We start from the raw sequence: 12,368 nt of genomic DNA, 5'->3' as shown, positions 1-12,368 counted from the left end.
ATCAATTAAGGCTCGTTCTTTGACGAGATAGAGACGATAAAGTATTTACAGCAAGGTGCGGGAGGAATGATGCAAGAAGAGGAAGGGGGTTTTGCTTCGAGAAAGCTGTTTGAGGTATTAGCTGTTGGGCTATGTCCCTTGTTGTTACTTTTTTGTTACTTTAAATTAGACCCAACAGCCCAATTATTTGAACTTGGCGTTGAGATAGCCAAAGTCCACCCGATTAATATATCCTCTAATAATATGTTATTAAGTTCAGTCTTAGGGTTGTATTGCAAATTAGCGCTATTTTTTGCCGCTTACTTTGTCATTAAATACAGAAATCATCTAAGGCTTAAGCTTAGTGGCGTCGGTTTGTATTCGATAATAGTCAGGTTTGTTCTCTTCTGTATCGTTTACGCTATTTATATTTCTATGTTTATTTTTTACTCGCTTGATGTATCACATGGCAACAGACTACTTAAATTTTTATCTTCTAATGATTATTTTCTTTTTATCTATTACGTGATTACCTTTACCGGTTTGTATTTGCTTACCTCATTTTTTTTATGGTTTTTAGTGAGATTTCCATCAGAATATAAAACCCGACGATAAAATCGTCGGGTTTATGCTAATTCAACAAACTAATGAGTTTGTTGTTCAACTCTTCAGCCAGTGAAGCGTCAATGTAGGATGAGGCAATACTAATACCTATGGTTACGCTTATAATTGAGGCAGTTAATAGCAATGCGGGTATGGTGAAAAAAGAAAATAATCCAGTAATCACTGCCAAGGCAACACTAGACGCGACCCCACTCAACACCATAGACTCCACCTCTAACATCAGTGGCTTCCAGTTTCCTGTTTCGTAGCCCTCTATACTTTTTTCGCGGACTTTCTCAGCCTTAATCACCAGGTCTGCGACTTTAAAGAATCGGCCAAAATTACTGAGCTTATTTGCCATATCGGTAACGTTCGTATATCTCCATGCTTGAGCAAGAGCATCTCTGTCTCCCTTGTTGATTTTCATCGCGGGGTTTGACATGATTTTATTTAAAGATGCCATCGCATCATTAAAGTTTCTTATCCTCTTTCCTTGGAAATTCTTAATGTTATTTGCAATTTCATCCGCTGCAAGTTGGTAATTTTTACCTATACGTTTACTGATCCCTTCTGCTGAGCTGGAAACGATAGTCGAAATGTTCAGTAAAAACGCTTTTTCTGCTTTGGCCTTTGCCTCCTTTTGTTTTTTAAGTGCCTCTTTAAACGTGCCTTTATTCATTCCACCAAATTGAGCAAATCGAGTCATGTATACTTTTTTGGCTAAAGGTATATTACCTTTGCTCAATGCACTTCTGAGTTCTTTATAATCTTTTCCATTCTTTATGTAGGGGCAATTTTTCTGTCCGCAGCGCAAGCAAATATCATTGCCTAATAACTCCTTGGTCTGGTCAGATACTGAGTTATCACCCGCAGGCCAAACAATCATTAGGTCGCCAGAGTCAATACCTGTTGTAGGCCAACCCCATGCGCCACCGTCCCATGCTAGCCCTGGTTCTGGAGCTACTCCATTATTCCAACTGTAGGGATCGTAGCCAACAATTTCATCAATCATATGAGTTCCTCTTTTTCTTCGCGATTAGATTAAGCCCTGTATAACTGTGTTTATATACATTATTGAGAATGATATTCGTTTCCAAATGGCTCTGCAATTGATGATAATGATTATCAGTTGTTCTGTAAGTGACACAAAACTGACGGGTTTTGGCTTTGCCAAGTATCCCCTCGCAGCTTTAAAGCTTTCCCCCTAATGAAAAATCCTGCCCATACTGCGATTTTTAACTAATTAATTGTATTTACTTAAAAAAATATTTTTTCCCAGCGGGTTCATCAACCTGGGGGAAGTATGGAGAAATTGTGAATTTACGCTTTCCTGTATTTAAATGTTAATAATTATCATTACAATTCGTAATTACAAAAATGGTTACAATTATTATTAACTACTTTAAATAAAAGGGATTATTACGATGGTTATAACGAGACAGCGCCCACTGCGACCTTGTGCGATCCTGCTGGCGGGGCTTTTCAGTACCGGTGGGATGGCGGCAGAGGAAGTCCCGGCAGAGGACAACGAAACCATGGTAGTTCGTGCCACAGCGGCGGAGGAATTGAAGCAACAACCAGGGGTTTCGATTATCACCGCCGAGGATATACGCAGAACGCCACCGGTAAACGATCTCTCCGACATCATCCGCAGAATGCCGGGTGTAAACCTCACCGGTAACAGCGCCAGCGGTAGCCGGGGCAATAACCGGCAGATTGATATCCGGGGAATGGGGCCAGAGAATACCTTGATCCTGATCGACGGTGTTCCGGCAACGTCACGTGATTCGGTGCGTTATAGCTGGCGTGGCGAGAGGGACACCCGTGGCGATACCAACTGGGTGCCCGCAGAGATGGTTGACCGCATTGAGGTATTACGTGGCCCTGCGGCAGCTCGATATGGCTCAGGTGCAGCAGGGGGCGTGGTTAATATCATTACCAAACGCCCCACCAAAGATTGGCATGGCACGCTCTCGCTGTTTACCAACCAGCCAGAAAACAACAAGGAGGGGGCAACCAACCGCGCCAACTTCAGCCTGAGTGGTCCATTGGTCAGCGATGTGCTGACTATGCGCCTATTCGGTAACATCAATAAAACCGATGCTGATGCCTATGATATCAACACCCAGCAAAATGGCTCCTATGCCGCAGGCCGCGAAGGGGTCAGAAATAAAGACATTAACACCTCGCTCTCCTGGAAAATCAATCCGCAGCAGATCCTCAACTTTGACTATGCCTACAGCCGCCAGGGCAATATCTACGCAGGCGATACCCAGTACAGCAATGGCAACCTCAGCCCGGGCGATCTGGTGGCTTCATTGTATGGCCAGGAAACCAACCGGTTGTATCGCCAGACCTATGGCATTACCCATAATGGTATCTGGGACTGGGGCCAATCCCGCCTGAACTTCAACTATGAAAAAACCAATAATACCCGTCTGGCAGAAGGCACCACTGGCCGCGTTGAGGGCATGATCAACGATGACACCTATAACACCAGCAGGCTGGAGAATTATCGCGTCGGGGGCGAACTGAACCTCCCGGTGGATCTGCTGTTCGAGCAAAACGTCACGCTAGGAGCTGAGTGGAACCGTGAGGCGCTCAACGATCCATCGTCTATGCAGATGACAGATGTCAGCGGGGTGGTCATTAATGGCGTTTCTGGCGCTCCTTCTGAGCGCAGCGCTAAGAATAGTGCGGAGATCGGCGCACTCTATTTCGAAGATAACATTGAGCCGATAGAAGGCACCTTCGTGATCCCCGGCCTGCGTTTTGACTATCACAACAAGTTTGGTGCCAACTGGAGCCCAAGCCTGAACGTGTCGCAGGAATTAGGCGAGTATTTCAAACTGAAAGCCGGTATTGCCCGGGCATTTAAAGCACCGAATCTATACCAGTCCAGCGAAGGCTATCTGTTATCTACCCGTGGCAATGGGTGCCCGAAGGACATTGTTTCAGGCAGTTGCTATCTGTTGGGCAATAACGATTTGGAGCCAGAAGTCAGCGTCAACAAAGAGATCGGCCTGGAATTTACCTGGGCGGGTTACGATGCCGGTATTACCTACTTCCGCAACGATTATAAAAACAAGATCGTGGCAGGCACCGAGATTGTCGGCATTGCTTCTAACGGTTACAACATCCTGCGTTGGGAAAACGGCGGTAAGGCGTTGGTTGAAGGGCTGGAGGCTAACCTGGTGGTACCCGTGGTTGAGGATATGCTCACCTGGCGCACCAACGCGACCTATATGATCACCTCCGAAAACAAGGACACCGGCAACCCTCTGTCGGTGATCCCGAAATACACGGTGAATACCCTGCTGGATTATCAGGTCACCGATAAGCTGTCTACCAACCTGAACTGGACGCTGTATGGCCGACAGAAACCGCGTGAATATGCCGAGATCCGCAATGAAGCTGGCACGCTCTCCACTCAGGAGGTTGGGGCTTATTCGGTGGTGGGCATTGGCGTCAATTACGATCTGATGAAGGATCTGAGCTTGAAAACCGGCGTCACCAACCTGTTCGACAAGCAGATCTATCGTGAAAACGAGGGCGCTTCGACCTACAACGAACCGGGCCGGGCATATTATGCAGGCCTGACCCTGTCATTCTAATCTACTACGGATATCCCCTCTCACGAGGGGATCATTTACCCGCGTGCATGTGCCGCTGCACGGGTGATTTGCTCATCGGTGGGGCGTGTGCCGGTATATAACACGAACTGTTCGAGAGCCTGTAAGGCAATCACTTCGGCACCGGTAACCACCTGCAAACCTTGCTCACGGGCGTAGCGGATCAGCGGGGTTTCTGCCGGTAGCGCCACCACGTCGAAGGCAATTTTGGCAGCCTTGATGGTGGTAGGCTGAAAGGACAACTGCTCGGCTTCGCTGCCGCCAGCCATACCAATCGGCGTGACGTTAATCACCATCTCAACCTGTAGATCTCCTACTTCTGGTTGCCACTGATAGCCATATTGCGTTGCCAGCGCCTGGCCCGCCTGTGGGTTGCGCGCAATGATATGGCCGTTTTTGAATCCGGCATCGCGCAGGGCGGCAGTGACCGCCTTGGCCATACCACCGCTGCCACGCAGGGCAAACGAGGTGGCCGGGGGGATTTGGTATTTCGCCAGCAGTTTGGTGATGGCGATATAGTCGGTGTTATAGGCCCGCAAGAAGCCGTCGTCGTTGACGATGGTATTGACCGACTCAATTGCCGTGGCCGAAGGGTCCAGCTCATCAAGGAACGGAATACAGCTTTCCTTGAACGGCATGGAAACCGCACAGCCGCGAATACCCAAGGCACGTACCCCACCGACCGCAGCCTGAATATCTTTGGTTGTGAACGCCTTGTAGATGAAGTTCAGATCCAGTTCCTGATACAGATAGTTGTGGAAACGGGTGCCAAAATTGCCTGGCCGACCGGCCAGTGACATACACAGTTGGGTATCTTTGTTGATTTCACGACTCATGACGGGCCCTTAGCACATTGAAATAAACGACCTCGCTGCTTGGTAAGCATCCGGCGAGGATAATCGGTTCAGCTTACGCCAAAAGTCATGCTATTGAGCACAAATTTTTCCCCTTCCCCTTCCCCATCCCTCTCCCTGTACAGTCCGAAGCGAGTAATTAGCTCGTACAGCTTCGAAAAGCAAAGGGTAAGAAAAGGAAAAACAAGGCATTACGCTGAAAAGTCAACGAACTCGATCGGTCCCCTCTCCCTGTGGGAGAGGGTTAGGGTGAGGGGCTTATCCCAGTTTCGGGTAAACGCCTGGCCCGATAGGCAACCCCAGCGCGTACCACACCAACAGCAACAGGATCCAGACGGCGAAGAACACCAGCGGATACGGCATGATCAGCACGTAGTAGGTGCCGAGCTTGGCATCCTTCAGATAGCGTTGCAAAAAACCAAGGAATAACGGCAGGAACGGCGACATCGGTGCCAGGGGGAGCACGGAGGAGTCAGCGATGCGGAAAATCATCTGAGCGAAGGCCGGATGAAAGCCCAACAGCATAAACATCGGCACAAAGATCGGGGCCAGTATCGACCAGATCGCAGAACCGCTGGCAATAAACATGCACAGGAAGGCGGACAGGAACATCAGGCCCAGGAACGCCGGTGCGCCACTCATCCCGGCCGCTTCCAGCAGATCCGTCAGGCCAATGGCCATGAACTTGCCCATGTTGCTCCAGTTGAAGAACGCCACAAACTGCGACAGCGGGAACACCATGACGATAAAGCCCGCCATGTTCTTCATCGGTTCAACCAGGTGATTGGGGATATCGTCCGGGCGGCGAATGCTCTTGGTGACCACGCCGTAAGTGATGGCGACGGTGAAGAAGAACAGGATGATGATCGGCACAATGCCTTTAATAAAGGGTGAGGGGATCACCGAGCCGGTATGCGGATCGCGCAGCGGCGCGCCTTCTGGCACCACAAGAGCGGCCATCACGGCGATAAACACCAGCGCGGCGATACCGCTCATCAGCAGGCCACGGTTTTGTAATGGGGTGAGCGCTTCGAGCTTGTCTTCGGCGGTACCTTGCCACTTTGGCAAACGGGGTTCGACGAATTTATCCGTCAGCAACGCGCCGGTAATGGTCAGCACGATCACCGAGGTGGCCATAAAGTACCAGTTGTCGATCACGCTGACGTGGATTGCGCCGTCCACCGCTTTGGCCGCTTCGGTACTGATGCCGGAAAGCAGCACATCGGTGGTGACAATCAGCAGGTTGGCGGTAAAACCCGAACCGACACCGGCGATCGCGGCCAGTAACCCGGCAATCGGGTTACGCCCGACGGCCAGGAAGATCAATGCTCCTAGCGGCGGCATCACTACCAGCGCGGCATCGGAAGAGATATGGCTGAAGAAGGCGATAAACAACACCATATAGCTGGCGTAGCCGGCGCTGACGTGGGACGCCATTTTGTACATCAGCGCCTGTAACAGGCCGACCTTCTCCGCCAGACCGGCGCCGATCACCAGCGCCAGGATCGCCCCCAGTGGAGCAAACCCGCTGAAATTGTGGATGATATTGGGGAAAATCCATTGCATCCCCTCCACGCTCATCAGGTTTTTCACCTGGATCATTTCCCCGGTGGCCGGGTTTTTTACTACCAGGCCCAGCCAGGAAATCAGCGCGGTGGCGATCATCAGCACCACGATCAAATAAACAAATAACAGGAACGGGTTGGGAATTTTATTACCGATGCGTTCTACCCAGTAAAAAATACGTCCAGGGCTTTTATTGGCGGAAGATGTGACCTCACTCATGATATGACCCTCGTGTCCGGTTTGAGATTTTTATTATTTTTTATCGTCAGGGTTGCCTGGCTCGGAACGGGAGCCAGGCCGGTCGGGCTTTACTTCAATGGAGATGGTTTCACCCCGGCAGGAATGGGGCATTGATAAGGCTGTTCGGCGCGTTGCTGATGGAACTCCTCCCGGCAAGCGTCCAGCAGGGCGTTATCGCTTAGCAGGGCGACGGCGGTGGCTGCCATCACCTTACCCGCCAGGCACATACCTTTATGGGCAATGGAGGTGCGGCCTTGGGCGACCAACTGCCAGGTATGTAACGGTGTCCCCAAAGCAAAGCACGGGCTGAAGCACTGTGCCGTCGGCGTAACCCAACTGACGTCGCCGACATCGGTAGAGCCGTACAGTAATTCTTGTGATTCCACATAGGGGGCGACCTCGTCCATCAACACTTTATCCCCCAACTGCCGTACCCATTGCTGTCCGGCTTCCCCGCCGGTACGTGAAATGTTCAGCTTGGCATTGCGCAGGTCATCCTTGCTGAGCGTTTGGCGGATCTCCGTGGCAAAACGCCGTTCTTCCTCGCTGTAATCTGGCAAGCCAAAATCACATACGTATTGATACATCGCCTTCTCCAGGCGGCGGTTGGGGACGTAGTTAGAGCAGGCTTTTTCAAACTGCACCGTCATCTGGGTGTCGGTCATCAGCGCTGCGCCTTTGGCAACGTTGACCAGACGCTGGTAGATGTCCTGAACCTGATCGAGCTGTGGGGCGCGTACCAGATACAGCACTTCGGCATCGGCCTGCACCACGTTGGGGGAACTGCCGCCGGTATTGGTGACGGCGTAATGCAGCCGGGCTTCCTGCACGATATGCTCACGCAGGAAGTTGGCTCCGGTATTCATCAGCGTCACGGCATCCAGGGCGCTGCGGCCGAGATGCGGCGAGTTGGCCGCGTGAGCGGCGATCCCTTTGAAGCGAAACGCGGCCTGAATGTTGGCCAGGCTGCTGGTGTTGAACATGCCGCTGAAACCTTCCGGGTGCCAGGTAAGGGCGGCATCCACATCGGCGAACAGCCCTTCACGTACCATAAAGGTTTTCCCTGATCCTCCTTCTTCTCCCGGACAGCCGTAAAAACGTACCGTGCCGGTTAGCTGTTGCTGTTCCATCCAGGCTTTCACCGCAAAGGCGCCGGCTAACGCAGCAGTACCTAGCAGGTTGTGGCCGCAGCCATGGCCATTGCCGTTTTCCATCAACGGGGCCGGTATGGCACAACCTGACTGTTGGCTCAGACCGGCCAGCGCATCATACTCACCCAATAAGGCGATCACCGGATGTCCGCTGCCGAAGCTGGCGATAAAGGCCGTTTCGATGCCGCCGACGCCGCGTTCAACCTGAAAACCTTCCTGCTCCAGTGCGTTTGCCAGTAGCTCGGCGGAGTGGGTTTCGGTAAAGCGGGTTTCCGGGTGATCCCAGATCTCATCGCTCAGGGCGCTGAAACGGGCCTGGTGGCTATCGATGTAATGGTGGATAAAAGAGACCAGTTCCGTCTGTTTCATACTTTGCTCCCAAAAGTAGGCAGGTTCAGTGCCAGAGTGGCCAGCGTTTTCACTGCTACCGCCATGACGCGTTCGTCAAAATCGAATTTCTCATTGTGGTGCCCGGCGCTGAGCTCACAGCCGAAGATCACATAGCTTGCTTGCCCGCCGTGAGATTTCACCCGTTCCATCATGTAGGTCGCGTCCTCTGAACCTGCCGCCTGTTCGCGCCGATCGACCACTGAACTCAGCTCGCTGATGTCGAGCGCCTGGCGATGGATGTACTCCACCCAAGGTTGAGTCGGCTGACTGCTTTGCGCTGCGCCCATCAGGGATATGTCATATTCCACCCCCTGCATGATGGCGGCCCCTTGTATTACGTTGAGCGCCTGCTGGTAGACAAATTCGTTAATCTCATTGGTAGCGCCCCGGGTTTCTACTTTCATAAAGGCATGGTCAGCGATGACGTTACGGCCGCTACCCGCCTGCAATACGCCGACGTTAATGCGCGAGCTGCCTTCACTGTGGCGAGGGATGGCATAGAGTCCAATGCTGGCCTGCGCCGCCGCCAACAGAGCATTGCGGCCATCCTCAGGTTTGGCTCCGGCGTGGGAGGCTACGCCGCGGAAAGTGACATCCAGTTTGGTGGTCGCCATAAAGCTGTCGCTGCCACACACCAGTTCCCCGGCTGGAACACCGGTACCGATATGCACGGCGGTAAAGAAATCGACGTCATCCACCACGCCTGCTTCCACCATTGATTTGGCTCCGCGAGTCCCTTCTTCGGCCGGTTGGAAGATCAGTTTGATACGCCCATGCAACTGCGGCTCCAGGTCTTTGAATACCCGTGCCAGGCCCAGGCCGATAGTGGTGTGCCCGTCATGTCCACAGGCGTGCATCATGCCGCTATTGCAGGAGGCGAAGCCTTCACGGAAGGGCTGATGGTCGGGGTGTAGCAGTTCGTTGAGATCGAGCGCGTCCATATCGACGCGAAAGGCGATGGTTGGGCCGGGGCGGCCGGGATCCAGCGTGGCGACAATGCCGGTAAAACCGCCGGAGAAGAAGGGCAACCATTTTGTCAGGGCACCCTGTTCGATGGCGCGCTGTTCTTGTGCTGCCAGGATCGGTGCAGCAGGCAGTCCCATGCGGGCTTCGGCCTTGATCACTTCGCGACCAAGTTGTAACTGATAACCTAAACGATCCAACTCCTCGGCTACTAGCGAAGCGGTACGAAATTCAAACCAGCCAGATTCGGCATGGCGGTGAAAGTCACGCCGCCAGGCTTGCAGTTGCGGATACAGATCGGTCACCAACGTTGAGAGCGGGTTGTTCATAGTGGTTTTCCATTAGTTATCACGCCTTGAAGATTTTTCAGGCAGCGGTAGTGCACTGACAAGGGTCAGGCAATTAAATTAAAATTTAATCTTTACTTATTTAGTTAATAAAAAAGCCGTGAAAGGGGCTTATCAGCGGCGATATTGCGGCTAAATAAGCGAAATGACGATTTGGTTATTTATTATGTTTTTTTCGAATGTACACAATGGTATTGGGTTAAATAAGATGCCAATATCTTGCTACTGATAAACAATGGTTATCATCAATCGCCTATGCCTGCCTCGATAAAATTGCATCAATTACGCGCCTTTGTAGCAGTCAGCCGTCAGGGAAGCATCCGTGCCGCCAGCCGCAGCTGTAACCTTTCCCAGCCAGCCTTGACCAAATCGATTCAGGAGCTGGAGGAGGTGCTGGGTGCCAAGCTGTTTGTCCGTCGCAGTAAAGGAGTGGTATTAACCGACTGCGGTGATAACTTTTTCCAGCATGCCAGCCTGATCCTGGAAGAGCTGCGGGTGGCACAGGAGGATATTCAACAGCGGTTGGGGCTAGCGGGAGGCTCGGTCAATATCGGCGTCGGGGGCAGCGTTGCCCGCACGGTAATGCCGCAGGTCATCACCCAGTTTCATCGCGAATATCCCAACGTGAAGGTGCGGATCGTGGAAGGACAACTGGTCTCGATGATCCCGGAGTTACGCCAGGGGGAGCTGGATTTTACCATTAATACCTACTATCCCAGCAGCATGGACAATGAGCTGAGTTTTGAGCGGTTGATGGAAAGGGAATACAAGGTGGTGGTACGGAAGGGGCACCCTTGTGAGAGTGCCCGCACGCTCAAGGAGTTGCAACATTGCGACTGGACCATGCCAACCCCTAATGGGAGCTACTACCGCCTGTTACATGAGCTGTTTGGCGATATGGGGATGGCTCCGTCGATCAGCGTGACCTGCGAAACCTTTATGGCCTGTACCAGCCTGGTGGCGCAGAGTGATTTTGTCAGCATTCTGTCGGTTGATGTGATCTCCGATCCTATCCTGGGCCGCCATCTGGTGGCGCTGGAACTGGAAGAAGCCTTACCGCGGGCCACTTTCTATCTGATCCAGCGTAAGGACACGACGCTGACGCCGATGGGGACTTATCTGGCCCGCCTGTTCCGGCAGTATTGCCGATAGTGGCCCATCCATGGTGCCATGAGTGTCGTTAGCGGCGGATGCAGACCAGCAATGGATTGGAGAAGCCTTTGATAATAATGGCATCTTTATCTAATGCTCTGATCTTTGAATAGAACCCGATGCCCGGGGTTTGCGGTAACACTCTGTTCTGCCAAAGGTCTGTTGGCGTGTTATCCACGGGGTGGCTTTCTGTACGGGTAAAGACGACTTTGTTCACGTTTTCCAACTCGGATGGAGTGATGGTAAAGTAGACGGTTCTTCTCAGGACATAGCTAGCCCCGTTATTTTTGACCGAACCTGAAAACTTCATGATCCCATCATGCGGCGAAATTAATATGACGTCGACATGGGTATTGACCTCAACTGAGTTATTGTCGCTGACTTTCAGGTGCGCGAACATCTGAGCATCACAATGGAACGGCTTACGGGAGGCATACTGATACACATAAAAAAGAATGGCGCATAGGCTGATAATTAACAGCAGGGCGAGGATGATCTTTTTCATGTTATTACTCTACTGTTTTGTAATTTAAACAATTTTTATACCTGGTAGTGTCAATTTTACTACAGGCTGCGAGCAGCCGGACTCTGAGGCGTTCGTTATCAGGGTGCGCCTCGGCATAAAATATATCCAGATCTTCCCGCGAGCAGTCTATGCCTTCCTCTGCCATCTCTTTAATGATTTTAGCCGTATAAGCTTTATTTGGCTTATTGTCATTTAAGTTATAGATACTGCACTTTTCATGGGTCAGCAGGAAGCTGATGCTCTCCTTTTTGGTGTGTATCAGTGTCGTCATGCCGATCAGCGTGGTCAATAACAGTAACAGGGCCAGCACGAAAGAGAGCATGCGGTGTTTTTTTAGCGACCGATAGATTGAACTGCCATCCTTGTGCTCGTCGATGTCAGGTGACGTACCTTCTGGTGAAACAGTTAACCCTTCATTAAGGGCGGGTACATTATCATTTGGCGTTTGCTCGGTGATACCTTTTTGGATCGGGTGGATCTCCGCGTCCATTCTAAACCCCACTCGGGGTACGGTGAAAATAATATCCTTATTAATGCCAAGGTTGCTGAAGGCCTTTCTTAGCTCACTAATATGGTTGTTCAGGCTGGCATTGGACGGTGAAAAGCCATAGTCCTCCCACACGTTTTTCAGGATGTCATCGCGAACCAGATTGACCCTATTGTTATTTATCAGCTCATTTAACAGTCGGGTAGCCGGTTTGGATAATTCAACAGACTGCTGCGTATCGCTTTTTAAGATTAATAATCTATTGTCCGGATCAAACGTCACTGTAAGATTTATTATATATTTCATGGTAATAGTCTAACGTCCTTGGTACTGGCTATGTGTTGTGCTCAACAATAAGAATAGTCTTGTTAAATCAATTTAAGGGGAATTTAGTTGGGATCTGCACCCAGAGTCAACCTTTGTCTGAATAATTTTTTAAGCCAAATTAATCTACTGAAAATTAGCCAGAATTACCTGC

10 protein-coding genes are annotated in these 12,368 nt (G+C 51.1%); 3 read left to right on the top strand and 7 right to left on the bottom strand.

All coding sequences use genetic code 11. The annotated features are described in order from the left end of the window. The first annotated feature begins 66 nt into the window (after positions 1-66). The gene (cui, locus tag ACRDCA_RS22210) at positions 67-594 is read left to right on the top strand and encodes a colicin immunity protein Cui (RefSeq protein ID WP_438691461.1); all 528 of its coding nucleotides are present in this window, start codon (positions 67-69) and stop codon (positions 592-594) included. 16 nt (positions 595-610) lie between these two features. Here the strand turns inward: cui and ACRDCA_RS22205 are convergent, their stop codons facing one another. After that, complete coding sequence (locus ACRDCA_RS22205; RefSeq protein ID WP_438691460.1) at positions 611-1,594, bottom strand: colicin-like pore-forming protein; 984 nt, start codon at positions 1,592-1,594, stop codon at positions 611-613. Positions 1,595-2,006: 412 nt separating this feature from the next. On the opposite strand from ACRDCA_RS22205, the gene ACRDCA_RS22200 reads away from it, so the two are divergent. Beyond that, the gene (locus tag ACRDCA_RS22200) at positions 2,007-4,196 is read left to right on the top strand and encodes a TonB-dependent siderophore receptor (protein ID WP_438691459.1); all 2,190 of its coding nucleotides are present in this window, start codon (positions 2,007-2,009) and stop codon (positions 4,194-4,196) included. 35 nt (positions 4,197-4,231) lie between these two features. Here ACRDCA_RS22200 and ACRDCA_RS22195 read toward each other — a convergent pair whose 3' ends face one another. From ACRDCA_RS22195 to ACRDCA_RS22180, 4 genes are all read right to left on the bottom strand, one after another. Continuing rightward, a complete protein-coding gene (locus tag ACRDCA_RS22195) occupies positions 4,232-5,050 on the bottom strand; it encodes a shikimate 5-dehydrogenase (RefSeq protein ID WP_438691458.1) in 819 nt (272 codons plus the stop codon). 276 nt (positions 5,051-5,326) lie between these two features. Then, the gene (gene abgT, locus ACRDCA_RS22190) at positions 5,327-6,853 is read right to left on the bottom strand and encodes a p-aminobenzoyl-glutamate transporter (RefSeq protein WP_438691457.1); all 1,527 of its coding nucleotides are present in this window, start codon (positions 6,851-6,853) and stop codon (positions 5,327-5,329) included. 89 nt (positions 6,854-6,942) lie between these two features. Continuing rightward, complete coding sequence (locus tag ACRDCA_RS22185; protein WP_438691456.1) at positions 6,943-8,394, bottom strand: M20 family metallopeptidase; 1,452 nt, start codon at positions 8,392-8,394, stop codon at positions 6,943-6,945. Beyond that, positions 8,391-9,707 carry a M20 family metallo-hydrolase gene (locus ACRDCA_RS22180; protein ID WP_438691455.1) on the bottom strand — a complete coding sequence of 439 codons (1,317 nt, stop codon included), beginning with the start codon at positions 9,705-9,707 and terminating at the stop codon, positions 8,391-8,393. Before ACRDCA_RS22180 ends, ACRDCA_RS22185 begins: the two co-directional genes overlap by 4 nt. A 273-nt stretch (positions 9,708-9,980) precedes the next feature. Here ACRDCA_RS22180 and ACRDCA_RS22175 point away from each other — a divergent pair, with 273 nt between their 5' ends. Continuing rightward, entirely contained in the window at positions 9,981-10,877 is an 897-nt protein-coding gene (locus ACRDCA_RS22175; RefSeq protein ID WP_438691454.1) for a LysR family transcriptional regulator, read from the top strand. Between the two features lie 28 nt (positions 10,878-10,905). Here ACRDCA_RS22175 and ACRDCA_RS22170 read toward each other — a convergent pair whose 3' ends face one another. Next, on the bottom strand, positions 10,906-11,382 hold the full coding sequence (locus ACRDCA_RS22170) for a hypothetical protein (protein ID WP_438691453.1): 477 nt from the start codon (positions 11,380-11,382) through the stop codon (positions 10,906-10,908). A 4-nt stretch (positions 11,383-11,386) separates the two neighbouring features. Then, complete coding sequence (locus ACRDCA_RS22165; protein ID WP_438691452.1) at positions 11,387-12,196, bottom strand: winged helix-turn-helix domain-containing protein; 810 nt, start codon at positions 12,194-12,196, stop codon at positions 11,387-11,389. Between the last annotated feature and the right edge of the window lie 172 nt (positions 12,197-12,368).

It is taken from the genome of Serratia sp. (in: enterobacteria) (genome assembly GCF_051654945.1).
Taxonomy (GTDB): domain Bacteria; phylum Pseudomonadota; class Gammaproteobacteria; order Enterobacterales; family Enterobacteriaceae; genus Chania.
This window is presented reverse-complemented; position numbering and strand designations above follow the sequence as displayed.

Coding starts and splice junctions, on each gene's coding strand:
- cui (WP_438691461.1), top strand. CDS start 67: ATGATGCAAGAAGAGGAAGGGGGTTTTGCTTCGAGAAAGCTGTTTGAG.
- ACRDCA_RS22205 (WP_438691460.1), bottom strand. CDS start 1,594: ATGATTGATGAAATTGTTGGCTACGATCCCTACAGTTGGAATAATGGA.
- ACRDCA_RS22200 (WP_438691459.1), top strand. CDS start 2,007: ATGGTTATAACGAGACAGCGCCCACTGCGACCTTGTGCGATCCTGCTG.
- ACRDCA_RS22195 (WP_438691458.1), bottom strand. CDS start 5,050: ATGAGTCGTGAAATCAACAAAGATACCCAACTGTGTATGTCACTGGCC.
- abgT (WP_438691457.1), bottom strand. CDS start 6,853: ATGAGTGAGGTCACATCTTCCGCCAATAAAAGCCCTGGACGTATTTTT.
- ACRDCA_RS22185 (WP_438691456.1), bottom strand. CDS start 8,394: ATGAAACAGACGGAACTGGTCTCTTTTATCCACCATTACATCGATAGC.
- ACRDCA_RS22180 (WP_438691455.1), bottom strand. CDS start 9,707: ATGAACAACCCGCTCTCAACGTTGGTGACCGATCTGTATCCGCAACTG.
- ACRDCA_RS22175 (WP_438691454.1), top strand. CDS start 9,981: ATGCCTGCCTCGATAAAATTGCATCAATTACGCGCCTTTGTAGCAGTC.
- ACRDCA_RS22170 (WP_438691453.1), bottom strand. CDS start 11,382: ATGAAAAAGATCATCCTCGCCCTGCTGTTAATTATCAGCCTATGCGCC.
- ACRDCA_RS22165 (WP_438691452.1), bottom strand. CDS start 12,196: ATGAAATATATAATAAATCTTACAGTGACGTTTGATCCGGACAATAGA.